The sequence below is a fragment of the Falsirhodobacter xinxiangensis genome (assembly GCF_004959935.1).
GTDB classification, from domain to species: Bacteria; Pseudomonadota; Alphaproteobacteria; order Rhodobacterales; family Rhodobacteraceae; genus Falsirhodobacter; species Falsirhodobacter xinxiangensis.
Map to the genome: position 1 here is coordinate 78,260 of NZ_SMYN01000003.1, position 24,408 is coordinate 102,667.

Below are 24,408 nucleotides of genomic sequence, written 5' to 3' on the forward strand. Positions count from 1 at the left end.
TTTCGGGCGACGTTAGCAGTTATTTTCGCCGCAGATAGACGTAATAGGCGCCCGATCCGCCATGTTTCAGATGCGCCTCGGCCACCTGTTGCACCACGGGGCCGAGGGGGGGCAGACGCAGCCACTGCGGCACCTGATGGCGCAGAACGCCCATGCGCTGCGGGATGGGGCCGTGATCGTCCTTCAGCTTGCCCTTGCCGGTGATGACCAGCACCAGCCGCAGACCCATGCTGAACGCGCCGAGGATGAAGGCGACGAGTTCGGGATGCGCCTCGGACAGGGTCATGCCGTGCAGGTCGATCCGCGCCTCGGGGGCGAGGCGGCCCTTGGTCATGCGCCCGAATTGCTTGGCATCCATGCGCAGGGGCTGGGTGGCAAGCTGGTCGCGGATCGTGGGGGCAAGGTCATGCCCGCGCGGGGCCGGGGTGGCCAAGGTGAAGGCCGCAAGCGGAGCCTTGGGTTTCGGGATCGGCGCGGTCGGTGTTTCCGGCAGAGCAACGGGGCGCTTGGGGTGCATCGGGGCTGCCGTGCGGGCGACGGCGTTCCAAAGCTCCTCCTCGTCCGGGCGCAGGGTGCGGCGGCGGGGCATCAGCGCGGCGCCAGAACGATCATGCGGCCGCCATCGGCGACCGGGCTGGCGGCAGCGCCTGCCTCGGGGCCGCTGCCCATGAAGATATCGGCCCGCTGCGGCCCCTTGATCGCGCTGCCGGTGTCATGGGCGACGAACAGACCGGGAGCAGCCCCGTCGCGTTCGACCCAGACCGGCAGGCCCAGCGGGACATGTTCCGGATCGACCGCGATGCTGCGCATCGGAATGACGGGGCGACCCATCGTGCCGATGGGGCCGGTATCGGGCGGCAGATCGAGGCTGCGGAAGAAGATGAAGGACGGGTTGTGGTTCATCAGCGCCGTGCCCTCTGCGGGATTGGCGCGTATCCAGCCCTTCACCGCCTCGGCGGTCGCTTGCGGCACGGTGAAGACGCCGCGCCGGACCAGTTCCCGCCCGATGGAGCGATATTCGAGGCCATTCTTTCCGGCATAGCCGAGACGGATCACCTTGCCGTCCGGCAAGCGGACGCGGCCAGACCCCTGGACCTGAAGGAAGAACACCTCGGCGGGATCGTCCAGCCACGCGATCTCCAACCCCCGTCCCTCCAGTGCGGCGGGCATATCCGCGCGCGGGATGGGGGGCGGGCCTTCGGGCGGCATTGCATAGACGGGATGGGCGAAACGGTCGGTGCGGGTGGGCGATCCGGCCAGCTCCGGTTCGTAATAGGCGGTGAAGAGCGCGGGTGGGGTGCCGATCAGGACGGGGCGGAAGTTGTCTTCGAAAAAGGCGCGGGGGTCGGGCGCGGGCAGGGTGCAAAGGTGGGCGATGTCGGGGACCAGATCGCAGGTGGCGCGGAATGCGGAAAGGGCCGCGCCGTGGTTTTCCCCGGCCCAGCCCTTCAGATCGTGAAACGAGATTTCCGCGCTGGCGCTGCCGGTCGTCAGCATCAGCGCGGCGATCAGCCCGCGCACTTATTCGCCCGTCGCGACCAGACGCCAGTTGGGATCGTTCGCGCCCATGATGCGTTGGAAGGTCCAGACGTCGCGCTGACGCTTCACCTCGGTCGCGTTGCCTTCGACGATCTGGCCCGTGGCATCCTTGACCACCGATGTCAGCTCGCCCAGGAAACGCACGGCGATCTCCGCCTCGCGCGTGGTGGTATCGAAGGTCGCCTCGTTCAGCGCCAGTTCGCGCAGGCCGACGAAATTCGCCTCGACCGTCAGGCCCTGTTCCTTGCGGGCTTCGACGGCGCCGTGGAACACCTCATAGACCTCGTCCGAGACGAAGGGGCGGATCGGTTCGATCTCTCCCTTCTCGAACGCCATAAGGATCATTTCATACGCGCCGCGCGCGCCGCCAAGGAATTCGTTCACCGAGAAGGAAGGCTCGGCCTGTTTCATCGCGGCAAGGGCTGCGGCGCTGTCAGACCCTTCGGGAACGTGATCGGTGATGTCGCGGTCCGGGCCACCCTCGATCACCTCGAACCCGCGGCGGGGCAGCGGATCGACCGTATCGGCTTGCACCGGCGGTTTCTCGAACCCCTCGCGCGTGCCAAGGACGGAGCGCAGTTTCAGGATCAGGAACACCGCGATCGCCGCAAGGACGAGCAGTTGGATCATGGTGGAACTCATGCAGTATAAACCTCGGGATCGACGAACGGGGGTTGGTATCGGCCCCGGTTCGTTCCTATGTAGGGGCTGGGGGCGGCCAAGTCTACCGCCGCCCCTGCAAAGACAGGAGTATGCGCATGTGGCTTTTTGCCATACTGATCGGCCTTCCGCTGATCGAGATATCGCTTTTCGTCACCATCGGGGCGGCGATCGGGCTTTGGTGGACGCTGGCCGTGGTGCTGGGCACCGCGATGGCGGGCATGTCGATCATCCGCGCCCAAGGCGGCGCGCAGCACATGCGCAAGCTGCAAAGCGATCCGATGACGCCGCTGGCCAACAAGGCGATGCTGGTCTTTGCCGGGATGATGCTGATCCTGCCGGGGTTCCTGACCGACACGCTGGGGCTTTTGCTTCTGCTGCCACCCGTGCGGTCCTTCGTGCTGGCGCGGCTGCGGGCAAAGGTCCGCGTTCGGACTGCGGCGCCGGCGCGGGATGTGCCGATCGACGGGGAGTATATCGACCTGGACGCGCAGAAGACGCCGACGCATCAACCGCCTTCGGCATGGACCCGGCATTGAGGTTCCTGCTAGAACCTTTGCGACGGCTTTGAGGAGATACCGATGACCGATACGAACGGCACCAGCGCACCCGAGACCCCCGCAGCCCCGCCGCAGGTCAGGATGCAGGCGCTGGCGCAATATGTGCGCGACCTGTCCTTCGAAAACATGGTGGCGCAGAAGGGGATCGGCGGCACGGACGTGCAGCCGGACATTCAGGTTCAGGTCAGCCTTGACGGCCGCAAACGCCAGCAGCCGAGCCAGTATGAGGTGATCGTCAAGTTCAAGGTCACGTCCAAGAACAAGAACGGCGGCGAGACGCTGTTCCTGCTGGAGCTTGAATATGGCGGGCTGTTCCTGATCGAAGGCGTGGCCGAGGATCAGATCCACCCATTCCTGCTGATCGAATGCCCGCGCCTGCTGTTCCCGTTCATCCGCCGCATCATCTCGGACGTGACGCGCGATGGCGGTTTCCCCGCGCTGAACGTGGACAACGTGGACTTCCTTGCGCTGTATCGCGCCGAGCTTCAGCGCCGCGCCGAGGCTCAGAAGGCTCAGACGCTGGTTTCCTGACGTTTCAGCCAGATCGCGCCGTCGCCCAGCTTTGCCACGAAGGCGGCATGGGCGGCGGCCTCGCTTTCCGTGATACGCGAGGCGAGCGGGACCGGGCGCGGGCGGGGACGCCATTCGTCCTGCGTTCCCGATTGCTGGCGCGGACCCGTCGCCAGCACCAGATCAGGTTGCCGCCCGCCGATCAGTTCCAGATAGACCTCGGCCAGAATCTCGCTGTCCAGCAACGCGCCGTGTTTCGTGCGGGCGGAGTTGTCGATGCCGAAACGGCGGCAGAGCGCGTCCAGCGAGGCAGGCGAGCCGGGGAATTTCTTGCGCGCCATCTGCACGGTGTCGGTCGCGCGGTGCATCGGGATGGTCGGAAGGCCCACCTTCTCCAGTTCGACATTCAGGAATTTCATGTCGAACGGCGCGTTGTGGATGATGAGCTGCGAGTCGTCGCCCACGAAGTCGAGGAAAGCCTGCCCCACCGCGCGGAAGACCGGCTTGTCGCGCAGGAAGTCGTCGCCAAGGCCGTGAACCTCGAACGCCTCTTTCGGCATCATGCGTTCGGGGTTGATGTATTGGTGATAGGTGCGGCCCGTCGGCATGTGGTTCAGCAGCTCCACCCCGCCGATCTCGACGATGCGGTCGCCGGTCAGGGGGTCGAGGCCGGTGGTCTCGGTATCGAGGACGATCTCACGCATGGCGGCTCCGGATGTGGTCGATCAGGGCGTGGACCTGCGCGCGGGTCGCGTCAAGGGCCAGCGTTTCGATGATGTGGGTGGCGCGGGCGCGTTTGTCGCGGTCGGGCATCTGGCGGGCAAGGATCGCATCCAGCGCCTGGTCGGTCATACCGGGGCGGGCGAGGACGCGCTGACGCTGGATTTCGGGCGGGGCGGTGACGAGGAGGGTCGCGTCCATCTCGGCCTCGTAGCCCTTTTCGAACAGGAGCGGGATGTCGAGAAGGATCAGATCGGCCTTGGTATCCGCGATGAAGGTGCGGCGATCCTCGGCCACCAGAGGGTGGACGATGGATTCGATGCGCGTGAGGGCGGCGGGGTCTGCGGCGATGATGCGTTTCAGCGCGTCGCGGTCGACATGATCCGTCACGGCCGAGGGGAAGGCGGCGCGCATCGGCGCGACGGCGGCGCCGCGATACAGGCGGTGGACGGCGGCATCGGCGTCCCAGACCGGGATGCCGGCTTCGGCGAAGAAGCGGGCGGTCGTGGTCTTGCCCATGCCGATCGATCCGGTCAGGCCGAGGCGGAAGCTCATTGGTTCAGCACGAAGCTGCGCGTGGCGTCGTCGATCTCGGGGCGCTGGCCGAACCAACGCTCGAACCCCGGCGCGGCTTGGTGCAGCAGCATTCCAAGGCCGTCCACCACCGTGCAGCCCGCGGCCCGTGCCTCGCGCAACAAGGTCGTCTCCAGCGGGTTATAGACGAGGTCGGTCACCAGCGCCTTGGGCGAAAGGCCGTCCAGCGGGATACGCAGGTCAGGCTTGCCGACCATCCCCAGCGAGGAAGTGTTCACCACGGTCGTCGCATCGTCCAGCATGTTGCCCGCCTGAAGCCAGTCATGCACGACGACCTTGGCGCCGAAATCCTGACGCAACGCCTCGGCGCGGGCACGGGTGCGGTTGGTGATGCGGATTTCGGTGACGCCTGCGTCCGAAAGGGCGGCGATGACTGCGCGCGCCGCACCGCCTGCGCCGATCAGCGCGGCGGGGCCGGATTTCGGGTCCCAGTCCGGCGCGCGCTGGCGCAGGTTCTCCATGAAGCCGAAGCCGTCGGTATTGTCGGCATGGATCTTGCCGTCGGGCAGGAAGATCAGCGTGTTCACAGCGCCGATCAGCGCGGCGCGGTCGGTGACGATATCGGCAAGACGCAGCGCGGCTTCTTTGTGGGGGACCGTCACGTTGACGCCGCGGAAACCTAATTTCGGCAGGGTGCGCAGGGTTTCGGCCAGATCGTCCGGCGCGATGTCCATCGGGATGTAGTGACCTTTGATCCCATAACGGCTCAGCCAATATCCGTGCAGCCGGGGCGAAAGGCTGTGCGCGATGGGCGATCCGATGACACCGGCGAGGGGGATTTTCGGCAGGCTCATGCGGGGATGAACCCCCGGTTGCCCATCCAGGCCAAGAGCGGAAGAAGCGGAAGGCCGAGGATCGTGAAATGATCGCCGCGAATGTCGATGAACAGGCGCACTCCCTCCTCCTCCAGTTTATAGCCGCCGACGGAATGGCGGATGCTGTCCCAGTTGCGGGCGATATAGTCGTCGAGAAAGTCGTCCGAGAAACGGCCCATCGTCAGCCGCGCCTCGGACACATGGCGCCAGACCGGCTCGGCTTTTTCATAGGCGACGACGGCGGAAATCAGGGTGTGGGTCTGCCCGCGCAGCGCGCGCAGGTGATCGCGCGCCTGATCGGGGGTTTCGGGCTTGCCCCAAACCTTTCCTTCGAAGGCCAGAACCTGATCGCAGCCCAGGACCAACGCGTCGGGGTGCTTTTCAGCCAGCTTGCGCGCCTTCATCTCGGCCAGCGTATCGGCGATGTCGCGGGGTTTGGCGGCTTCGGCCTCAAGCGAGAGGCGGATGGCTTCTTCGTCGATGCGCGCGGGAAGCGCCTCGGCCCTGACGCCAGCCGCTTGCAGCAGCTTCAGCCGGGTTTCGGAGGCGGAGGCGAGGATCAGGCGCATGGAGGACTCTGTGGATAAACCGGGTGTGTTCCTGCGAAAGGACGGGTGATGGATTGGCCCATGCCCGAGGGATGGGTTTCGCCACGGGAAAAGTCAAGCTTGGCAGGGCCGGTTATCCCCCTGTGGACCCGGCGGCAGCGCAGGGATGGAAAACCTCTTTCTCACCAGCTTGCCAGCAGATTCTCCCTCCGGTTCTCCACATACGGCCCATGACGCTGGCTGGCCTTGTTTTGTTGGCGATTTTTGTGCTTGCACCCTGATTAACGAAGGTTAACCCCAAGAGTTATCCACAGGTCGCAGGCGGTGGGAAAACCTGCGGGAAGATTCAGAGTCTTCCGATTTCCACAGGCCCTACTTCACCATCTATCTTCTCTTTAATCTTTTCTTTTCTTATGAAGACTGCCCATGACAGACCTTCTGATAAGCCTTTACCCTTGGACGAAAGCGTTTCACGTGATTGCCGTCATCGCGTGGATGGCGGGGCTGTTCTATTTGCCCCGGCTGTTCGTCTATCACGCCGAAGCAAGCCCGCCGGAGGAGCTTTTCCGCACGATGGAGCGTCGTTTGCTGCGTGCGATCATGAATCCGGCGATGATCGCGACGTGGATCTTTGGGCTTTGTCTGGTTTTCACACCCGGGATCGTCGATTGGTCGCAGGTTTGGCCATGGACGAAGGCTGTGGCGGTGCTGGCGATGACTTGGTTCCATCATTGGCTGGGAAAACGCCGCAAAGACTTCGAAAAAGGCACGAATTCCGTGACGGGTCGGCAGTTTCGGATGATGAACGAGCTGCCGACGCTGCTCATGATCGTCATCGTGATTTCGGTGATCGTCCGGTTCTGAGTTGACTCTGGGGGATTCGGTGCTTATTTGCCGCCAAAGCAGGGCCATCCGGTCTGACGCGCCCCCCGTTTCCAAGTGACCGCAGCGAGCCCCGCGTGAGGGCGTCGCGCCTCAGGACAAGCATTTTCATGACCGAAACCATCGAAAGCATCAAACTTTCCGACCTGAAAGCCAAGACGCCGGCAGATCTGCTTGCGATGGCCGAAGAGTGGGAAGTTGAGAACGCCCCGTCTATGCGCAAGGGCGAGATGATGTTCTCGCTTTTGAAGGAACATGCCGAAGAAGGCTGGGAAATCGGCGGCGATGGCGTTCTGGAGGTTCTTCAGGACGGTTTCGGCTTCCTGCGCTCGCCCGAGGCGAACTATCTGTCGGGTCCGGACGATATCTACGTCTCGCCCGACATGATCCGCCAGTTTTCGCTGCGCACGGGCGACACGATCGAGGGCGTCATCAAGGCACCCAGCGAGAATGAGCGTTATTTCTGCCTGACCAAGGTCACGAAGATCAACTTCGACGATCCGGAGCGGGCGCGCCACAAGGTCCATTTCGACAACCTGACGCCGCTTTATCCGGACGAGCGGCTGAAGATGGAGGTCGAGGATCCGACGATCAAGGATCGTTCGGCGCGGATCATCGACCTCGTCTCGCCCATCGGCAAGGGACAGCGTGCGCTGATTGTGGCGCCGCCGCGGACGGGCAAGACGGTTCTGTTGCAGAACATCGCCCATTCGATCGAGGTGAACCACCCGGAGTGCTATCTGATCGTTCTGCTGATCGACGAGCGGCCCGAGGAAGTCACCGACATGCAGCGCTCGGTTAAGGGCGAGGTGGTTTCCTCCACTTTCGACGAGCCCGCGACGCGTCACGTCGCCGTGGCCGAGATGGTGATCGAAAAGGCCAAGCGTCTGGTCGAGCACAAGCGCGACGTCGTCATCCTGCTGGACAGCATCACGCGCCTTGGTCGGGCCTTCAACACGGTCGTCCCGTCCTCTGGCAAGGTTCTGACGGGCGGTGTGGACGCGAATGCGCTGCAACGGCCGAAACGCTTCTTCGGCGCGGCCCGGAACATCGAGGAGGGCGGATCGCTGACCATCATCGCGACCGCGCTGATCGATACCGGCAGCCGGATGGACGAGGTGATCTTCGAAGAATTCAAGGGCACGGGTAACTCGGAAATCGTGCTGGACCGCAAGGTGGCCGACAAACGCGTCTTCCCGGCGATGGACATCCTCAAATCCGGCACGCGTAAAGAGGATCTGCTGGTCGAGAAGACCGATCTGCAGAAAACCTATGTGCTGCGCCGCATCCTGAATCCGATGGGCACGACCGATGCGATCGAGTTCCTGATTGGAAAGCTGAAGCAGACCAAGTCGAATTCGGACTTCTTCGATTCGATGAATAGCTGATAAAATTCAATGGGTTGAACCATGGAAACGATATATGCCCTGGCCAGCGCCCGAGGGCGCGCTGGGGTATCCGTGGTGCGCCTTTCGGGATCATTTTCCTATGACGCGGTCGCCGCGCTTGGCGTGAAACTGCCGCCCATGCGGCAGGCGGCGCTTCGGCGGCTTCATCATGATGGCGTCCTGTTGGACGAGGCGCTGGTCATCCTTTTCGACCACGGTGCGAGTTTCACCGGCGAGCGGGTGGCGGAGCTTCACCTTCACGGCAGCATCGCGACGGTATCCGCCGTCATGCGCGCGCTTTCTTCGCAGCCGGAGTTGCGCTTGGCCGAGCCGGGGGAGTTCACCCGCCGTGCTTTGGAGAATGGTTGCCTCGATCTGGCGCAGGTCGAGGGGCTGGCCGATCTGATCGATGCGGAGACCGAGGCGCAGCGTCGTCAGGCGCTTCGCGTGCTGTCGGGCGCTATCGGGCGCAAGGCCGAAGGGTGGCGGCGTGATCTGATCCGGGCCGCCGCGCTTCTGGAAGCGACGATCGATTTTGCGGATGAGGACGTTCCGGTCGATGTGACGCCGGAAGTTCTGGAGCTTCTTGACCGCGTCTTGTTGGACCTGCGGGCCGAAGTTGCGGGATCGCGGATCGCAGAACGTATTCGGGACGGGTTCGAGGTTGCGATCATCGGCGCGCCAAACGTCGGAAAGTCCACACTTCTCAATGCCTTGGCGGGTCGTGATGCTGCCATTACCTCGGAAATCGCGGGCACGACCCGGGATGTGATCGAGGTGCGGATGGAACTCGCCGGTTTGCCGGTCAGCCTGCTGGACACCGCCGGGCTGCGTGAAACCGACGACGTCGTTGAAGGGATCGGAATCGACCGGGCGATGACGCGGGCGCGTGGAGCAGATTTGCGAGTGTTCCTCGATGGCGGGGAGGTATTGCCGCTTGCGCCACTGGCGGGTGACATCGTCGTTCGCGCAAAGGCCGATCTTCACGGGGTCGGTGTATCCGGTTTGACCGGGCAAGGGATTGATGACCTGGTTGCGCAGATCACTGCGCGGCTAAGCGCCGCCGGCGCCGGTGCCGCAACCGTGACCAGAGAGCGTCATCGGCTTGCCATCGAAGGCGCGATTGCCTCTATGGAATCAGCGCGATTTGAGGTATCGAGTGAGGTAAGTAGGGCGGAGCTTGCGGCAGAGGATCTGCGGCTGGCAATCCGGCAACTCGACAGCTTGGTCGGTCGGGTGGATATCGAAGAACTGCTTGGCGAAATCTTCTCAAGTTTTTGCATCGGCAAATGAGGTGTTTCACGTGAAACATTTTGATGTGATCGTAATTGGCGGTGGGCATGCGGGCACCGAGGCGGCTTCCGCAGCGGCACGGATGGGCTGCGCGGTTGCGCTGATTTCCTTGTCCAAGGCCGGAATCGGCGTGATGTCCTGCAACCCGGCGATTGGGGGGCTGGGCAAAGGCCACCTGGTCCGCGAAGTTGACGCATTCGACGGGATCATGGGTGCTGCTGGCGATGAGGCCGGTATTCAGTATCGGCTGCTCAACCGGCGCAAAGGACCAGCCGTTCGCGGGCCCCGTATTCAGGCGGACCGCTCGCTTTATCGCGCCGCGGTTCAGCGGCGGCTTGCCGTACTGCCGGGACTGGAGATCATCGAAGGCGAAGCCGTCGCCTTGTTGAGCGATTCTGGCAGGGCTTCGGGCGTAAAGCTCGCTGACGATACGGAAATTTCAGGCAGGGCGATCGTTCTCACCTCGGGAACTTTCCTCAATGGTCGGATACATATTGGCGACGTCAATCATTCCGGTGGAAGGATGGGGGACCGCCCGTCGATACGTTTGGCCGAACAACTCGCCGACATGGGGTTGCGTCGGGGGCGTCTGAAAACAGGGACGCCGCCGCGCCTTGACGGGCGGACGATCGATTGGACCCGGTTGGAACGGCAGGATGGGGATGAAGATCCTGTCATGCTTTCTTTCATGAACCGCGCGCCTCTGGTTCGACAAATTTCTTGTGGTATCACGCATACCAACGAGAGAACGCACGAGGTTATTCGTGACAACCTCCACCTTTCCGCGATGTATGGCGGTCACATTGAGGGGGTAGGTCCTCGATACTGTCCTTCCATTGAGGATAAGGTGGTTCGATTCAGCGATAAGAACTCGCATCAGATTTTCCTCGAACCTGAGGGCTTGGAGGATCATACGGTCTATCCCAACGGTATCTCGACGTCGTTGCCCGTCGCTGTTCAGGAGGCCTACGTGCGTAGCATCGTTGGTTTGGAGGAAGTGAAGATCCTCCAACCCGGCTACGCGATCGAGTATGATCATTTCGATCCGCGCGAGTTGAAGGAGACGTTGGAGCTCAAGGAAGTGCCGGGTCTCTATTTGGCCGGCCAGATCAACGGCACAACCGGCTATGAAGAGGCGGCCGCGCAGGGACTTGCTGCGGGCTTGAATGCTGCGCGGGCAACGAGGGGAGAGGGCGAGGTCATCTTCAGTCGCACATCGAGCTATATTGGTGTGATGATAAGTGATCTGGTGGCGCGTGGCGTGACCGAACCGTATAGGATGTTCACGTCGCGCGCAGAATTCCGTCTCACGCTTCGCGCAGATAATGCGGACCAGCGCCTAACGCCCATGGCAGTCGAATTGGGTGTGGTTGGTGATGCACGGAAGGGGGCATTCGAGACGAAGCTGAACGATTTGACTGAAGCGAAAAATCTGCTTTCGAAACAATCGTTCACGAGCAATCACCTGGCCTCCGTCGGTGTTTCAGTCAGCCGGGATGGCGCACGCCGCACTGGGCTGTCGGTGCTCGCGTTGTCGGATGTTGACGAAAGCGTTGTTTTGCAACTTGTCCCCGAATTCGGAGAATTTGGCTCCGATATTCGTGAGCAGGTGGCGACCGATGCGCTTTACGACCAGTATTCGGAACGCCAACAGCGACAAGCCGATGCGATCACTCGGGATGAAGCTGTGTTGCTGCCCGATGCGATGGATTACGACGGCATCTCGGGATTGTCGTTTGAGTTGACTGCAAAGTTGAAACGACTGCGCCCTGTGAATTTGGCTCAGGCGATGAAGATCGAAGGGATGACGCCTGCCGCGGTGACGCTGATCCTGTCGAAAGTTCGAAGACTCAAGCAAGAGGCCAAGGCATTGTGAATGTTTCACGTGAAACATCGCACCGCTTGGCTGAATTTTCCGCCTTGGCGATCAAATGGAATCCGGCGATCAATCTGATCGCCAGGTCAACCGTTTCGGACATTGAACAGCGGCACATTCAGGACTCCGCTCAACTTTACACATTGGCCGGTGATTTCGATCACTGGGTTGATCTGGGTAGTGGGGGAGGTTTTCCCGGCATCGTGGTTGCAATCATTGCGAAAGAGCGCAATCCGGCGGCTCGTATCACGCTGGTGGAAAGCGACGCCCGGAAATGCGAATTTCTGCGCCATTCCAGCCGGATTTTGGGCCTGAACACGCAGATACTGAATGCTCGTATCGAAGCTGTTGACCCCCTGAACGCCGATGTGGTTTCCGCGCGCGCTTTGGCATCCCTTGATCAGCTTTGTGGTTTTTTTGTGCGCCATCGAGCGGCACGAGGGAAGGGGCTATTTCCTAAGGGAGCCACTGCTTCGCACGAACTGGAAGCAGCGCAGAAGACGTGGAATCTGGACTATCGAAGCCATGAGAGTATAACCGACCCGTCCGCCGTCATTCTTGAAGTGAAAGATCTGTCCCGTGTCTGAACCGCTTCCCAAATCCGCGCCAAGGATCATCGCGATTGCAAACCAGAAGGGCGGGGTAGGGAAGACCACGACCGCAATAAACCTCGCCGCCGCACTGTGCGAGAAGGGCTACGGAACGCTTGTCGTCGATCTCGATCCGCAAGGAAACGCATCGACGGGCCTTGGAATCGAGGCTGCGCAGCGAAATCTGACTACATTCGATCTGTTGCTCGAGGGTGCAACGTTGGATCAGGTGATCCGCCCCACCAAGATCGAAGGCCTATTTGTCTGCCCTGCCAACGCCGACCTGTCCTCGGCGGATATGGAGCTGATCGCGAATGAAAAACGCAGCTTTCTGCTCCGCGATGCGTTGCGGGACAAGGATGTCACGCTCCCTCCGCTGGATTTCATTCTGATCGACTGCCCGCCTTCGCTGAGCCTTCTGACGATCAACGCTCTCGTCGCGGCGGATGCGGTTCTTGTCCCGCTTCAAAGCGAATTCTTCGCGCTGGAAGGGTTGTCTCAGCTGATGCTCACCGTGCGCGAGGTGCGTCAGAGTGCCAATACCGACCTGCGGATCGAAGGCATTGTGCTGACAATGTATGACAAGCGCAACAACCTGTCGCAGCTTGTTGAAAATGACGCGCGCCAGACCTTGGGCGAGCTTGTTTTTGCGACGATCATCCCGCGCAATGTTCGGGTCAGCGAGGCGCCTTCGTTCTCTATGCCGGTCCTGTCCTATGACAGCACATCCAAGGGCAGCGAAGCTTACCGCGCCCTTGCGCAAGAAATAACCGCGCGCAGACGCGTAAAGGAACAGGAAAGAGCGTGATGGACCGCAAGGAACGCAAAGGATTGGGCCGCGGGCTGTCGGCTTTGATGGCAGATATCAACGTCAGCGCTCCGACGGAAAGCGGCCGCCGCGCCGACATGACGGTTCCGATCGAAAAGATCGTGCCGAATCCCGACCAGCCGCGCCGCGAGTTCGCGCCAGAGGCATTGAACGACCTTGCTGCGTCCATCCGGCAGAAGGGCGTGATCCAGCCGCTGATCGTGCGTCCGATCCCGCACAGCGACCGATACGAGATCGTCGCGGGCGAGCGGCGCTGGCGGGCCTCGCAACTGGCGCAACTTCATGATCTCCCGGTCGTAATTCGTGATTTCGACGATACCGAAGTTCTGGAAGTCGCGATCATCGAAAACATCCAGCGCGCCGATCTGAACCCGGTCGAGGAGGCCATGGGTTTCCGCCAGTTGATGGAACGCTTCGGCCATACACAGGAAAAGCTTGCGGAGGCGCTTTCCAAAAGCCGCTCTCACATAGCTAACCTATTGAGATTGCTGAATCTTCCCGACGATGTGCAGGCGATGCTGCGCGAAGGAAAGCTTTCCGCCGGCCACGCGCGCGCGCTGATCACATCGGAAAACGCATCCGAGCTTGCGCGAAAGGTCGTCGAAAAGGGCCTCTCCGTCCGCGAGACCGAGAAGCTTGCGAAAGGTGCCGCCCCGTCCAAAGCGCGGGGTGCGCGGGCTGAAAAAGACGCCGACACACGCGCGCTGGAGGGCGATCTTTCCGCAAATCTGGGCATGGAGGTTCAGATCGAACACCTTGCCGGCGGAGAGAGCGGTGTGCTGTCCATCCGCTACAAGACGCTGGAAGATCTGGACAACCTCTGTCGGGTGCTGACCCAGATCAATCAGGGCGCGTCCAGATAAACACCGCGACGCAGCCCAGCGTCGCGGCCTGAATCGCGATCACCGGGCCGGGCAGCTTCAGCCCTACCGAGACCAACCACACAGCCAACATCGACACGCTGGCCGCGATCTTCGCCTTGCGCGAGATCGCACCCCTTGCGCGCCAATCGCGGATCGGCGGCCCCAGCCGGGGATGCCGCATCAGCCACGAATGCAGCCGTTCCGATGATCGGGCAAAGCACCAGGCGGCCAAAAGCAGAAACGGCACCGTCGGCAGCAGGGGCAGGACGACGCCCACAATCCCAAGACCGAGGGCAAGGAAGCCCAGAGCGGCCCATACAGGCCGCATCACGCCGCCAGCGCGGCGATGACCGAGTTCAACACGATCCGGCCCTCTGCGGTCGCCCTGAGGCGCCCTTGGGTCATTTCGACCATCCCCATCCGCGCCAGATCGTCGATCTTCGCCGGGGAGGGGGCCGCGTTCATTCCGGCCAGCCGGGCGATTTCCAACCCTTCCGACAGGCGCAGACCCATGATGAGGTATTCGTCAGCCTGTTCGCCAGAACTCATCGCCTCGCGCGGCAACTCGCCCGATCCCGCCTCGGCGCGCGCAAGCCACGCATCCGGCATCCGCTCGGCAACAGTCGCCCAGCGGACGCCGTCCAGGGTCAGCCGTCCATGCGCACCGGGACCGATCCCGGCATAATCGCCGCCCTCCCAATAGATCCGGTTATGGCACGACTCGGCCCCCGGACGCGCATGGTTCGAAACCTCGTATGCGGGCATCCCGGCCGCCTCGCACAGATCCTGCGTCAGCGCATACATATCGGCCCCCAGATCGTCGCTGGGCAGCCCCTTCAGCCCCCCGCGGGCCAGACGGTCGCCGAATGCGGTCCCGTCCTCCACGGTCAGCTGGTAAAGCGACAGGTGATCAACCGCCATAGAAAGCGCCTCGCCCAGTTCCGCGCGCCAGTCGTCCAGCGTCTGGTCCTGCCGGGCATAGATCAGATCGAAGCTGACACGATCAAAGACCGACCGCGCGATGTCGAAGGCCCGCTTCGCATCCGCGACCGAATGCAGCCGACCCAGCCGCCGCAAATGCTCGTCCCGCAGCGACTGCACGCCCATCGAGACACGGTTCACCCCCGCCTCGGAAAATCCGCGAAACCGACCCGCCTCGACCGAGCCGGGATTGGCCTCCAGCGTCACTTCCAGATCGTTTGCCATGATCCACGTGGAACGCACCCGTTCAAGGATCGCCGCCACAAGGTCCGGGTTCATGAGCGACGGCGTGCCGCCCCCGAAGAAGACCGTGTTCAGCACGCGGCCCTGCGTCTCGGCCCCGATCCGGTCGATCTCGGCCAGAAAGGCCGTCTCCCACCGTTTCTGGTCCACCGAGGCGGCCACATGGCTGTTGAAATCGCAATAAGGGCATTTCGACTGGCAGAACGGCCAGTGCAGGTAGAGCCCGAACCCTCCGTTCCGCCAATCTTCCATGACTTACCCCTTGAAGGCCGTGACGTCGATCTCGACCAGCATTTCCGGTTTGATCAGGCCAGCCACGACCATCGTTGCGGCGGGGCGAACGTCCGCGAAAACCTCGCCCAACGCAGGGACCAGATCATCGACCAGCGCCGCATCGGTCACGGTGTATTGCACCCGCACCACGTCGGCGAAGGAGAACCCACCCTCGGCCAGCGCGCGCCCGATGGTCGCAAAGCAGCCCCGCGCCTGATCGGCAATGCCTTCGGGCATGACGCCATCGACATAGCCGGTGGTGCCCGAAACGAAGCACCAGTCGCCTTTAACGACCGCACGGGAATATCCCATTTTCGCCTCGAAGGGCGATCCAGAGGAGATGAGTTTCACGCGAAACATCCTTCGACAAGTTTGCGGAACGCATCCGCACGGTGGGAGATCTCGTTCTTCTTTTCGGTCGGCAATTCGCCCAATGTGGTGTCGAACCCGTCCGGTTGGAAGATGGGGTCGTATCCGTGGCCCTGCGCGCCGCGCATCGGCCAGACGACCTGCCCTGGCAGACGACCCACGAACACCTCGTCATGCCCGTCGGGCCAGGCCAGAACCAATGTGGCGTTGAACTGGGCGGTGCGCGGGAAGGGCGCATCCGCTGCCTCCAGCTTCTCCCATGTCTTGGTCATCGCCATGACGAAATCGCGCCCGTTCGGCGTTTCAGCCCAATCGGCGGTATAGACACCCGGCGCGCCGTCCAGCGCGTCGATGGTGATCCCGCTGTCATCGGCCAGCGCCGGCAGCCCCGAGGCCTTGGCCGCCGAATGGGCCTTGATCCGCGCATTGCCGACGAAGGTGTTTTCCGTCTCGACAGGCTCGGGCAGGCCCAGTTCCGCCGCCGACACCACCGAAATGCCAAAGGGTGCCAGCAGCGCCGTCATCTCGGCCAGCTTGCCCTTGTTGTGGGTGGCGACCAGCAGGCGGTCCCCTTCGAACTTCCTCATGCGATGGCCGCCTTCTGCGCAGCGACCAGCGCGGCATTCCCCGCCTCGGCCAGATCCAGAAGCTGCATCATCTCCTCGCGCGAGAAGGTCGCGCCCTCGGCCGACATCTGCACCTCGATCAGACGCCCGCGTCCGGTCAGGATGAAGTTCCCGTCCGTGCCTGCGGTGCTGTCCTCGGCATAGTCCAGATCCAGCACCGGCTGCCCGGCATAGATGCCGCAGGACACGGCGGCGACGTGATCGACCAGCGGGTCCGACACGATCGCCCCGGTCTTCAAGAGCTTGTTCATCGCCAGACGCAGCGCGACCCAGCCACCGGTGATCGACGCGCAGCGCGTGCCGCCATCGGCCTGAAGCACGTCGCAGTCGATCACGATCTGCCGCTCGCCCAGCGCCGAGCGGTCCACGCCCGCCCGCAGCGCCCGCCCGATCAGACGCTGGATTTCCTGCGTGCGGCCCGATTGCTTGCCCGCCGCGGCCTCGCGCCGGTTGCGGCTGTTGGTGGCGCGGGGCAGCATCCCGTATTCCGCCGTCACCCAGCCAAGGCCGGTATTCTTCAGGAACGAAGGCGCCTTGTCCTCGATGGTGGCGGAACACAGCACATGCGTCTCGCCCATCTTGATCAGGCACGACCCTTCGGCATGTTTCATCACGTTCGGCTCGATCGAGACGTCGCGCAGCTGGTTCAGGTGACGGCCGGAGGGACGCATGGAAAACTCCTTTTTTGCTTGGCCCCAGATACTGCCCGAAGCCCTGCGGATGCAAGCATTGACGCGGGGGGCACGCCGCCCGTAATCTCGGCTACCCGCCAAAGTGATGCCGATGACCGAAGTTCCGAAACTGCTGGCCGACATGAACGACCGCTCGCGCGAGGTTTTCCGCCGCGTGGTCGAAGGCTACCTTTCCAGCGGAGAGCCTGTCGGCTCGCGCACCCTGACCCGTTCGATGAACGAAAAGGTCAGCGCGGCCACGATCCGCAACGTGATGCAGGATCTGGAGTTTCTGGGCCTTCTGGACAGCCCGCACATCTCGGCGGGGCGAGTGCCGACCCAGCTTGGACTGCGGATGTTCGTGGACGGGCTTCTGGAGGTCGGGCAGGTGTCCGAAGCCGACCGCGAACGCATCGACGCCAGCGGCAGCGACGCGGATGTCGCGACCATCCTCGACCGCGTCAGCAACACGTTGTCGGGCATCACGCGCGGCGCCAGCCTTGTGCTCGCCCCGAAGCACGAGGCCGCGATCCGCCATATCGAATTCGTCAGCCTCGGCCCCGACCGCGCGCTGGTGGTGCTGGTCTTTGCCGACGGGCAGGTGGAAAACCGCGTCTTCGCCCCGCCGCCCGGCCAGACGGCGTCGTCCATGCGCGAAGCGGCGAATTTCCTGAACGCGCTGGCGGGCGGCAAGACCCTGACCGAGCTGCGTCAGACCATCGTGCAGGACATGGCCAAACGGCGGCAGGAAATCGACAGCCTTGCGCAAGCCCTTGTCGATGCCGGCCTCGCCTTGTGGGAAAACCCCGGCGAGCAGTCCGAGCGTCTGATCGTGCGCGGTCAGGCCAATCTTCTGGACGCCGACGCGCGCGACGTGGAGCGCATCCGCAGCCTGTTCGACGATCTGGAACGCAAGCGCGACATCGCCGAATACCTGCATCTGACCGAAACCGGCGACGGGGTGCGCATTTTTATCGGCTCCGAGAACAAGCTTTTCTCACTTTCGGGTTCCTCTTTGGTTGTCTCTCCTTATATGAACGCCGATCGGAAGATCATCGGCGCCGTGGGCGTGATCGGGCCGACGCGGCTGAACTATGGCCGCATCGTGCCGATCGTGGATTACACGGCGCAACTGGTCGGACGCCTCGTGTCGGAACGGGGCAAGGGATAGGAATATGACGGAAGAGAACAAGGACGACATGACCGACATGCCCGAAATGCTGGACGACACGTCCGAGCTGGAAGCCCTGCGCGCCGAACGGGACGAACTGCGCGACCGCTTCATGCGCGCGCTGGCCGATGCCGAAAACGCCCGCAAACGTGCTGACCGCGACCGGCGCGAGGCCGAGCAATATGGCGGCACCCGCCTTGCCCGCGACCTGCTGCCCGTGCACGACAACCTGCGCCGCGCGCTGGATGCCGCGACGGAGGAACAGCGCGAACAGGCCGCCGCCCTGATCGAAGGCGTCGAGCTGACCATGCGCGAACTCCTCAACGTGATGACCAAGCATGGCGTTACGCCCATCGCACCCGCCATCGGCGACCAGTTTGACCCGCAGCATCATCAGGCGATGTTCGAAGCACCGGTTCCCGGCACCAAGGCGGGCCAGATCATTCAGGTGATGACCGAAGGCTTCATGATCCATGACCGCCTTCTGCGTCCGGCGCAGGTCGGCGTGTCTTCGACCCCGGCATGAGTGGGCGCCCCTCGGGGCGCCTTTTTCACAGCATCCCGCGCAATTCATAGACCAGCTTCAACGCCTCCATCGGCGTCATCTGGTCAGGGCTCGCCTCTCGCAGCTTCGCCTCCACCGCCGAGGCTTTGACGGGCGCGGGGGCAGGCGTGCGGAACAGCGGCAGATCGTCGATCACCGCCTGACGCCGCCCGCCCTCGCGGTCGCCCGCCTCCAGCGCCTCCAGCACGGCCTTCGCACGCTCGATCACCGCGCCCGGCAAACCCGCCAGCCGCGCCACCTGCACGCCGTAGGATCGGTCCGCCGCGCCCTTTCGAACCGAGTGCAGGAAGATCACGTCCCCCTCATGCTCGGTCACCGCGACGGTCGCATTCTCGATCCCGGAAAGCTTTTTCGAAAGCGCGGTCATCTCGTGGTAATGCGTGGCGAACAGCGCGCGGCAGCGGTTCGCATCGTGCAGATGCTCCATCGTGGCCCAGGCGATCGACAGCCCGTCATAGGTGGCAGTGCCGCGCCCGATCTCGTCCAGAATGACCAGCGCACGATCATCGGCTTGATTGAGGATCGCCGCCGTCTCGACCATCTCCACCATGAAGGTGGACCGCCCGCGTGCCAGATCGTCCGCCGCACCCACCCGGCTGAAAAGCTGGCTGACCAGCCCGACATGCGCCGTCTTGGCCGGAACGAAACTGCCCGCCTGCGCTAGAAGCGCGATCAGCGCGTTCTGACGAAGGAAGGTCGATTTCCCCGCCATGTTCGGACCCGTCAGCAGCCAGATCGGCGCGGTCGTCAGATCGCAGTCGTTGGCAACGAACGCATCGCCCTTCTTCCGCAGCGCGCGTTCCACCACCGGATGCCGCCCCTGTTCCACATGAAACGCACGGCTGTCATCGACCTTCGGCGCGCACCAATCCTCGGCCACGGCCAGATCGGCCAGCGCCGCCAGCACGTCCAGCTGCGCCAGCGCCCGCGCGGCGGTGCCGATGGCGGCGGCGTTCTCCATGATGGCAGCACAAAGCGCCGCGAAATGCCGCTTCTCGATCTCCATGGCGTGGTTGCCCGCGTTGAGGATGCGCGTTTCCAGTTCCGACAGTTCCAGCGTGGTGAAGCGCAGCTGGTTGGCGGTGGTTTGGCGGTGGATGAAGCCCGCCTCGCGCATCACCGTCTCATGCGTGGTGGTGACCTCGATGAAATAGCCCAGCACGTTGTTGTGCTTGATCTTCAGACTTTGCACGCCGGTCTGCGCGACATACTCGGCCTGCATCTTCGCGATGACGCCGCGCCCCTCGTCGCGCAGGCGGCGGGTGTCGTCCAGTTCCGCGTCGAACCCTTCGGCGATGAAGCCGCCGTCGCGCGCCAGCAGCGGCGGCTCGGCGATCAGCGCCTGATCCAGCAGGTCGCACAGCCCCTCGTGCCCGCGCAACGCCGACAGCGCATCCGTCATCAACTCCGGCACGTCCGACATGCGCCCGATCGCCTCGGCCTGCGTAAGCCCGGCACGGATGGCGGCCAGATCACGCGGCCCCGCGCGGTCCAGCGCGACGCGGGACAGGGCGCGGTCCATATCCGGCACGCGGCGCAGATCCTCGCGCAGATCGGCGCGCGCCCGCGCATGGTCCACAAGGAACGCGACCGCCTCATGCCGCGCCGCGATCACCTTCAGATCGCAGGAGGGCGATGCCAGCCGCCGTTCCAGCAGCCGCGCGCCGGGGGCGGTCACGGTCCGGTCGATGGAGGATAGCAGCGAGCCGTCGCGGCCGCCCGCCATGCTCTCCGTCACCTCTAGATTGCGGCGGGTGGCGGCGTCGATCTGCATCGCGGCCCCCGGCATCTCGCGCACGGGGGCGCGCAGCAGCGGCATCCGACCGCGCTGCGTCAGGTCCAGATACTCGACCAGCGCGCCCAGTGCCGACACCTCGGCCCGTGCAAAGCCGCCGAAGCCCTCCAGCGATCCGACCTTCCACAACTCCCGCAGACGTTTCTCGGCCGAGGCGCTGTCGAAGGCCGACCGGGCCAGCGGGGTGATGGCCATGCCTTCGGGCGCGACCTCGGACCCTTCGGCCACCAGAAGTTCGCGCGGCGACAGGCGTCCCAGTTCCGGCAGCAGACGCGGGCGCGGGCAGCTCATCACCCGCAGCTCGCCCGTGGAAATGTCGGTCCATGCCAGCGCGGCCTCGTCCCGCACCTCGGCAAAGGCGGCCAGATAGTTGTGCCGCCGCGCCTCCAGCAGCGCATCCTCGGTCAGCGTGCCGGGGGTGACGACGCGCACCACCTCGCGCCGGACAACCGCCTTGTATCCGCGCTTCTTCGCCTCGGCGGGGTCCTCCATCTGTTCGGCGATGGCGACGCGGAACCCCTTGCGGATCAGGCCCAGCAGATACCCGTCCGACGAATGATGCGGCACTCCGCACATGGCGATATCCTCGCCCAGATGCTTGCCGCGTTTCGTCAGCGCGATGTCCAGCGCCTCGGAAGCCAGAATGGCGTCGTGGAAGAACATCTCATAGAAGTCACCCATCCGGTAGAACAGGATCGCATCCCGATGCTGCGCCTTGATCTCCAGATATTGTGCCATCATGGGCGTGGGCTCGGTCATGTGGTCCTCCGGTCGCTCGACCGCCTTTCTAACGTCCCCGCCAATGCTGCGCCAGCACGGTTGCCGCCCAGATTTTCAGCGGCTAAGACGGCAAAAAAGGGGAAAAGCCATGTCCAGAACCAAGATCACCGACGAAGAAGCGCTTGCCTACCATCTGGAGCCGCGCCCCGGTAAATTCGACATCGTCCCGTCCACGCCCATGGCGACGCAGCGCGATCTTTCGCTGGCCTATTCCCCCGGTGTCGCGGTCCCGGTGCAGGCGATTGCGGACAATCCCGGCGCGGCCTATGATTACACCACCAAGGGCAATATGGTCGCCGTGATCTCCAATGGCACGGCGATCCTTGGCATGGGCAATCTGGGCGCGCTGGCGTCCAAGCCGGTGATGGAAGGCAAGGCGGTCCTGTTCAAACGCTTCGCCGACGTGAACGCCATCGACATCGAACTGGACACCGAGGACGCCGAGGAGATCATCAAGGCCGTCAGCCTGATGGGCCCCACCTTCGGCGGCATCAACCTCGAAGACATCAAGGCGCCCGAGTGTTTCATCATCGAGCAGCGCCTGAAAGAGATCATGGACATCCCCGTGTTCCATGACGACCAGCATGGCACGGCAGTGATCTGCGCCGCGGGCCTGATCAACGCGCTGGAGCTGTCGGGCAAGAAGATCGAAGACGTCCGCATCGTCCTGAACGGCGCGGGCGCTGCCGGTATCGCCTGTCTGGAGCTGCTCAAATCGATGGGCGCGCAGCATGACAACTGCATCATGTGCGACACCAAGGGCGTCATCTTCGCCGGCCGGACCGAAGGCATGAACCAGTGGAAGTCGGCCCATGCCGCCAACACCGATCTGCGCACGCTGGAGGAGGCGATGAAGGGCGCGGACGTGTTCCTTGGCGTGTCGGCCAAAGGCGCGGTGACGCAGGACATGGTCAAATCCATGGCCGACAACCCGGTCATCTTCGCGATGGCCAACCCCGATCCGGAAATCACGCCCGAAGATGCCCACGCCGTCCGCCCGGATGCGATCGTGGCGACGGGCCGTTCGGACTACCCGAACCAGGTGAACAACGTCCTCGGCTTCCCCTATCTGTTCCGCGGCGCGCTGGACATCCATGCCCGCGCGATCAACGACGAGATGAAGATCGCCTGCGCCGAGGCTCTGGCGAAACTCGCGCGCGAGGATGTGCCGGATGAGGTCGCCGTCGCCTATGGGCGCGAGCTGAGCTTCGGGCGCGACTACATCATCCCGACGCCGTTCGACCCGCGCCTGATCCACGCGCTTCCGCCCGCCGTCGCCAAGGCCGGGATCGAAACCGGCGTGGCCCGGCGCGAGATCGACCTTGCTGCCTATGAAGCGCAGCTGAAATCGCGCATGGACCCGACCGCCTCGATCCTGCAGGGCATCCATGCCCGCGCGAAATCGGCGCAGGCGCGGATGATCTTTGCCGAAGGGGACGATCCGCGCGTGCTGCGCGCCGCCGTCGCCTATCAGCGGGCAGGTCTGGGCCGCGCGCTGGTCGTGGGCCGCGAGGGCGACGTGAAGGAGAAGCTGGAGACGGCGGGCCTTGGCGATGCCGTGCGCGAGCTGGAGGTGGTGAACGCCGCCAACACCCCGCATCTGGAAGCCTACAAGGAGTTCCTCTATTCCCGCCTTGGCCGCAGCGGCTTCGACACGCATGACATCCGCCGTCTGGTGGGGCGCGACCGTCACGTCTTCTCGGCGCTGATGTTGGAGCATGGGCATGGCGACGGGCTGGTGACCGGGGCCACGCGCAAATCGGCGCATGTGCTGTCGGCCATCAACCACGTCTTCGATGCCACCCCCGGTTCGGGCGCGGCGGGGGTGACGGCGCTGCTGCACAAGGGCCGCATCGTGCTGATTTCGGACACGCTTGTCCATGAATGGCCCGAGGCCGAGGATCTGGCCGATATCGCGGAACGCGCGGCGGGGGTGGCCCGCAACCTCGGCCTCGATCCGCGGGTGGCCTTCGTGTCGTTCTCGACTTTCGGCTCGCCCAAATCGGAACGGGCGGTCAAGCTGGGACAGGCGCCGAAAGTTCTGGACGCGCGCGGCGTCGATTTCGAGTATGATGGCGAGATGACCGTGGACGTGGCGCTGAACGCCGCGCAGATGGCGAACTATCCCTTCTGCCGCCTGACGGGGCCTGCCAACGTGCTGGTCGTCCCGGCGCGGCACTCGGCCTCGATCTCGGTCAAGCTGATGCAGGAGATGGCGGGCGCGACGGTGATCGGCCCGATCCTGACCGGGGTGCCGAAACCGATCCAGATCTGCTCGACCAGTGCGACGGTGAACGATATCGTCAACATGGCGGTCATGGCGGCCTGCAAGGTGGGATGAATGGCGATCTGGAACTTCGGCTCGATAAACCTCGATCACGTCTATCGCGTTCCGCATCTGGTCAATCCGGGCGAGACGCTTCAGGCCAGCGATTACAAGGTCGGGCTGGGGGGAAAGGGCGCGAACCAGTCCGTCGCCGCGGCGCGGGCCGGGGCGCGCTGCCTGCATCTGGGCGCCGTCGGCCATGACGGCGCCTGGGCGCGCGAGGTTCTGGCCGCCGCCGGAGTGGACGTGCGCCACATCGCCGTGACCGACACGCCCACGGGCCATGCGATCATCAACGTCGATCCGGGGGCGGAGAATTCCATCGTGATCTTCCCCGGCGCGAACCGGGTGCTGGCCGCGCCGGACCTTGCCGGAGCCGCGGCGGGCGATCTTCTGCTTTTGCAGAACGAAACCTCGGCACAGGCAGAGGCCGCCGCCGCCGGGGCTGCGCGGGGGATGCGCGTGATCTATTCTGCCGCGCCCTTCGATCCCGAGGCGGTGCGCGCGGTGCTGCCGCATGTCTCGCTTCTGGTGATGAACGCGGTCGAGGCGCGATCCCTGCGCGCCGCGATGGGCGAGGTCCCCCCGGTCGAGATGATCGTGACCAGCGGGGCCGAAGGCGCGGAATGGATCGGACAGCACCCGCTGCACGTCCCGGCCTTCGGCGTCGATCCCGTGGACACGACGGGCGCGGGTGACTGTTTCGCAGGCACGCTTGCCGCCGCGCTGGACATGGGCGAAGGGGCCGAAGGCGCGATGCTGCGCGCCTCTGCCGCCGCTGCGCTTCAGGTCACACGACACGGCGCTGCCGACGCCATGCCCACCGCAGCCGAGGTCGAGACATTCCTGGCCCAGATGACTTGACCTTTCGGACATGTCCTATACGTCAGTCGGACACGCAAAGGTTGTAAGTGGCGGATTTTACCTGACATTCCCGTGAT

26 protein-coding genes are annotated in these 24,408 nt (G+C 63.9%); 13 read left to right on the forward strand and 13 right to left on the reverse strand.

Annotation, left to right across the window (positions count from 1 at the left end; genetic code table 11):
- Positions 1-19: 19 nt before the first annotated feature.
- From E2K76_RS04455 to E2K76_RS04465, 3 genes are read right to left on the reverse strand one after another with little or no spacing between them, the layout of a single operon-like run.
- Positions 20-589, reverse strand: coding sequence for a Smr/MutS family protein (locus tag E2K76_RS04455; protein ID WP_136683079.1), 570 nt, complete (start codon positions 587-589; stop codon positions 20-22).
- Positions 589-1,497 (reverse strand): murein transglycosylase A, encoded by a 909-nt coding sequence (mltA, locus tag E2K76_RS04460; protein WP_136683334.1) that lies wholly within the window; start codon positions 1,495-1,497, stop codon positions 589-591. The genes E2K76_RS04455 and mltA overlap by 1 nt, the downstream gene beginning before the upstream one ends.
- A gap of 24 nt (positions 1,498-1,521) precedes the next feature.
- The gene (locus tag E2K76_RS04465) at positions 1,522-2,181 is read right to left on the reverse strand and encodes a Tim44/TimA family putative adaptor protein (protein ID WP_136683080.1); all 660 of its coding nucleotides are present in this window, start codon (positions 2,179-2,181) and stop codon (positions 1,522-1,524) included.
- Between the two features lie 116 nt (positions 2,182-2,297).
- Between E2K76_RS04465 and E2K76_RS04470 the strand changes: the two genes are divergently transcribed.
- Complete coding sequence (locus tag E2K76_RS04470) at positions 2,298-2,738, forward strand: FxsA family protein (RefSeq protein ID WP_136683081.1); 441 nt, start codon at positions 2,298-2,300, stop codon at positions 2,736-2,738.
- Between the two features lie 42 nt (positions 2,739-2,780).
- On the forward strand, positions 2,781-3,290 hold the full coding sequence (gene secB / locus E2K76_RS04475; RefSeq protein WP_136683082.1) for a protein-export chaperone SecB: 510 nt from the start codon (positions 2,781-2,783) through the stop codon (positions 3,288-3,290).
- Here the strand turns inward: secB and dnaQ are convergent.
- From dnaQ to E2K76_RS04495, 4 genes are read right to left on the reverse strand one after another with little or no spacing between them, the layout of a single operon-like run.
- A complete protein-coding gene (dnaQ, locus tag E2K76_RS04480) occupies positions 3,272-3,973 on the reverse strand; it encodes a DNA polymerase III subunit epsilon (RefSeq protein WP_136683083.1) in 702 nt (233 codons plus the stop codon). The genes secB and dnaQ overlap by 19 nt on opposite strands.
- A complete protein-coding gene (gene coaE / locus E2K76_RS04485) occupies positions 3,966-4,544 on the reverse strand; it encodes a dephospho-CoA kinase (protein WP_136683084.1) in 579 nt (192 codons plus the stop codon). Before coaE ends, dnaQ begins: the two co-directional genes overlap by 8 nt.
- A complete protein-coding gene (locus E2K76_RS04490; RefSeq protein ID WP_136683085.1) occupies positions 4,541-5,377 on the reverse strand; it encodes a shikimate dehydrogenase in 837 nt (278 codons plus the stop codon). Before E2K76_RS04490 ends, coaE begins: the two co-directional genes overlap by 4 nt.
- On the reverse strand, positions 5,374-5,967 hold the full coding sequence (locus tag E2K76_RS04495; RefSeq protein WP_136683086.1) for a Maf family protein: 594 nt from the start codon (positions 5,965-5,967) through the stop codon (positions 5,374-5,376). The genes E2K76_RS04490 and E2K76_RS04495 overlap by 4 nt, the downstream gene beginning before the upstream one ends.
- A 405-nt stretch (positions 5,968-6,372) precedes the next feature.
- Here E2K76_RS04495 and hemJ point away from each other — a divergent pair, with 405 nt between their 5' ends.
- From hemJ to E2K76_RS04530, 7 genes are all read left to right on the forward strand, one after another.
- A complete protein-coding gene (gene hemJ / locus E2K76_RS04500; RefSeq protein WP_136683087.1) occupies positions 6,373-6,810 on the forward strand; it encodes a protoporphyrinogen oxidase HemJ in 438 nt (145 codons plus the stop codon).
- 128 nt (positions 6,811-6,938) lie between these two features.
- Complete coding sequence (rho, locus tag E2K76_RS04505) at positions 6,939-8,216, forward strand: transcription termination factor Rho (RefSeq protein WP_136683088.1); 1,278 nt, start codon at positions 6,939-6,941, stop codon at positions 8,214-8,216.
- Between the two features lie 21 nt (positions 8,217-8,237).
- A complete protein-coding gene (gene mnmE, locus E2K76_RS04510; protein ID WP_136683089.1) occupies positions 8,238-9,509 on the forward strand; it encodes a tRNA uridine-5-carboxymethylaminomethyl(34) synthesis GTPase MnmE in 1,272 nt (423 codons plus the stop codon).
- Positions 9,510-9,519: 10 nt separating this feature from the next.
- Positions 9,520-11,385, forward strand: a complete 1,866-nt coding sequence (gene mnmG, locus E2K76_RS04515; RefSeq protein WP_136683090.1) for a tRNA uridine-5-carboxymethylaminomethyl(34) synthesis enzyme MnmG — start codon at positions 9,520-9,522, stop codon at positions 11,383-11,385.
- 26 nt (positions 11,386-11,411) lie between these two features.
- Positions 11,412-11,972 carry a 16S rRNA (guanine(527)-N(7))-methyltransferase RsmG gene (rsmG, locus tag E2K76_RS04520; RefSeq protein ID WP_246032887.1) on the forward strand — a complete coding sequence of 187 codons (561 nt, stop codon included), beginning with the start codon at positions 11,412-11,414 and terminating at the stop codon, positions 11,970-11,972.
- Positions 11,965-12,783, forward strand: a complete 819-nt coding sequence (locus E2K76_RS04525) for a ParA family protein (RefSeq protein ID WP_136683092.1) — start codon at positions 11,965-11,967, stop codon at positions 12,781-12,783. Before rsmG ends, E2K76_RS04525 begins: the two co-directional genes overlap by 8 nt.
- Positions 12,783-13,667: a ParB/RepB/Spo0J family partition protein gene (locus E2K76_RS04530; protein ID WP_136683093.1), complete on the forward strand. Its 885-nt coding sequence runs from the start codon at positions 12,783-12,785 to the stop codon at positions 13,665-13,667. Before E2K76_RS04525 ends, E2K76_RS04530 begins: the two co-directional genes overlap by 1 nt.
- Here E2K76_RS04530 and E2K76_RS04535 read toward each other — a convergent pair.
- The 5 genes from E2K76_RS04535 to rph are packed head-to-tail and all read right to left on the reverse strand — an operon-like array spanning position 13,645 to position 16,830.
- Positions 13,645-13,995 carry a YbaN family protein gene (locus E2K76_RS04535; RefSeq protein ID WP_136683094.1) on the reverse strand — a complete coding sequence of 117 codons (351 nt, stop codon included), beginning with the start codon at positions 13,993-13,995 and terminating at the stop codon, positions 13,645-13,647. The genes E2K76_RS04530 and E2K76_RS04535 overlap by 23 nt on opposite strands.
- Complete coding sequence (gene hemW, locus E2K76_RS04540; protein WP_136683095.1) at positions 13,995-15,143, reverse strand: radical SAM family heme chaperone HemW; 1,149 nt, start codon at positions 15,141-15,143, stop codon at positions 13,995-13,997. The genes E2K76_RS04535 and hemW overlap by 1 nt, the downstream gene beginning before the upstream one ends.
- 3 nt (positions 15,144-15,146) lie before the next feature.
- A complete protein-coding gene (locus E2K76_RS04545) occupies positions 15,147-15,515 on the reverse strand; it encodes a RidA family protein (protein WP_169053203.1) in 369 nt (122 codons plus the stop codon).
- On the reverse strand, positions 15,512-16,120 hold the full coding sequence (gene rdgB, locus E2K76_RS04550; RefSeq protein WP_136683097.1) for an RdgB/HAM1 family non-canonical purine NTP pyrophosphatase: 609 nt from the start codon (positions 16,118-16,120) through the stop codon (positions 15,512-15,514). Before rdgB ends, E2K76_RS04545 begins: the two co-directional genes overlap by 4 nt.
- Positions 16,117-16,830 carry a ribonuclease PH gene (gene rph / locus E2K76_RS04555; RefSeq protein WP_136683098.1) on the reverse strand — a complete coding sequence of 238 codons (714 nt, stop codon included), beginning with the start codon at positions 16,828-16,830 and terminating at the stop codon, positions 16,117-16,119. Before rph ends, rdgB begins: the two co-directional genes overlap by 4 nt.
- 112 nt (positions 16,831-16,942) lie before the next feature.
- Between rph and hrcA the strand changes: the two genes are divergently transcribed.
- A complete protein-coding gene (hrcA, locus tag E2K76_RS04560; protein WP_136683099.1) occupies positions 16,943-18,001 on the forward strand; it encodes a heat-inducible transcriptional repressor HrcA in 1,059 nt (352 codons plus the stop codon).
- Positions 18,002-18,005: 4 nt separating this feature from the next.
- Positions 18,006-18,527, forward strand: a complete 522-nt coding sequence (locus E2K76_RS04565; protein ID WP_136683100.1) for a nucleotide exchange factor GrpE — start codon at positions 18,006-18,008, stop codon at positions 18,525-18,527.
- A 25-nt stretch (positions 18,528-18,552) separates the two neighbouring features.
- Here the strand turns inward: E2K76_RS04565 and mutS are convergent, their stop codons facing one another.
- Entirely contained in the window at positions 18,553-21,120 is a 2,568-nt protein-coding gene (gene mutS / locus E2K76_RS04570) for a DNA mismatch repair protein MutS (protein WP_136683101.1), read from the reverse strand.
- 109 nt (positions 21,121-21,229) lie between these two features.
- Between mutS and E2K76_RS04575 the strand changes: the two genes are divergently transcribed.
- Both E2K76_RS04575 and E2K76_RS04580 read left to right on the forward strand, forming a co-directional pair.
- Complete coding sequence (locus E2K76_RS04575) at positions 21,230-23,482, forward strand: NADP-dependent malic enzyme (RefSeq protein ID WP_136683102.1); 2,253 nt, start codon at positions 21,230-21,232, stop codon at positions 23,480-23,482.
- Positions 23,483-24,331, forward strand: a complete 849-nt coding sequence (locus E2K76_RS04580; RefSeq protein WP_136683103.1) for a ribokinase — start codon at positions 23,483-23,485, stop codon at positions 24,329-24,331. It abuts the gene before it with no gap.
- Positions 24,332-24,408: the final 77 nt, after the last annotated feature.

Bases quoted from the DNA above. Each gene is read 5' to 3' on its own strand.
- mutS (WP_136683101.1), bottom strand. From the start codon at position 21,120: ATGACCGAGCCCACGCCCATGATGGCACAATATCTGGAGATCAAGGCG.
- dnaQ (WP_136683083.1), bottom strand. From the start codon at position 3,973: ATGCGTGAGATCGTCCTCGATACCGAGACCACCGGCCTCGACCCCCTG.
- E2K76_RS04495 (WP_136683086.1), bottom strand. From the start codon at position 5,967: ATGCGCCTGATCCTCGCCTCCGCCTCCGAAACCCGGCTGAAGCTGCTG.
- E2K76_RS04565 (WP_136683100.1), top strand. From the start codon at position 18,006: ATGACGGAAGAGAACAAGGACGACATGACCGACATGCCCGAAATGCTG.
- hemW (WP_136683095.1), bottom strand. From the start codon at position 15,143: ATGGAAGATTGGCGGAACGGAGGGTTCGGGCTCTACCTGCACTGGCCG.
- hrcA (WP_136683099.1), top strand. From the start codon at position 16,943: ATGACCGAAGTTCCGAAACTGCTGGCCGACATGAACGACCGCTCGCGC.
- E2K76_RS04470 (WP_136683081.1), top strand. From the start codon at position 2,298: ATGTGGCTTTTTGCCATACTGATCGGCCTTCCGCTGATCGAGATATCG.
- E2K76_RS04575 (WP_136683102.1), top strand. From the start codon at position 21,230: ATGTCCAGAACCAAGATCACCGACGAAGAAGCGCTTGCCTACCATCTG.
- E2K76_RS04465 (WP_136683080.1), bottom strand. From the start codon at position 2,181: ATGAGTTCCACCATGATCCAACTGCTCGTCCTTGCGGCGATCGCGGTG.
- E2K76_RS04535 (WP_136683094.1), bottom strand. From the start codon at position 13,995: ATGCGGCCTGTATGGGCCGCTCTGGGCTTCCTTGCCCTCGGTCTTGGG.
- secB (WP_136683082.1), top strand. From the start codon at position 2,781: ATGACCGATACGAACGGCACCAGCGCACCCGAGACCCCCGCAGCCCCG.
- coaE (WP_136683084.1), bottom strand. From the start codon at position 4,544: ATGAGCTTCCGCCTCGGCCTGACCGGATCGATCGGCATGGGCAAGACC.
- mnmE (WP_136683089.1), top strand. From the start codon at position 8,238: ATGGAAACGATATATGCCCTGGCCAGCGCCCGAGGGCGCGCTGGGGTA.
- E2K76_RS04490 (WP_136683085.1), bottom strand. From the start codon at position 5,377: ATGAGCCTGCCGAAAATCCCCCTCGCCGGTGTCATCGGATCGCCCATC.
- hemJ (WP_136683087.1), top strand. From the start codon at position 6,373: ATGACAGACCTTCTGATAAGCCTTTACCCTTGGACGAAAGCGTTTCAC.
- E2K76_RS04580 (WP_136683103.1), top strand. From the start codon at position 23,483: ATGGCGATCTGGAACTTCGGCTCGATAAACCTCGATCACGTCTATCGC.
- mltA (WP_136683334.1), bottom strand. From the start codon at position 1,497: ATGCTGACGACCGGCAGCGCCAGCGCGGAAATCTCGTTTCACGATCTG.
- E2K76_RS04530 (WP_136683093.1), top strand. From the start codon at position 12,783: ATGGACCGCAAGGAACGCAAAGGATTGGGCCGCGGGCTGTCGGCTTTG.
- rho (WP_136683088.1), top strand. From the start codon at position 6,939: ATGACCGAAACCATCGAAAGCATCAAACTTTCCGACCTGAAAGCCAAG.
- rph (WP_136683098.1), bottom strand. From the start codon at position 16,830: ATGCGTCCCTCCGGCCGTCACCTGAACCAGCTGCGCGACGTCTCGATC.
- rdgB (WP_136683097.1), bottom strand. From the start codon at position 16,120: ATGAGGAAGTTCGAAGGGGACCGCCTGCTGGTCGCCACCCACAACAAG.
- E2K76_RS04455 (WP_136683079.1), bottom strand. From the start codon at position 589: ATGCCCCGCCGCCGCACCCTGCGCCCGGACGAGGAGGAGCTTTGGAAC.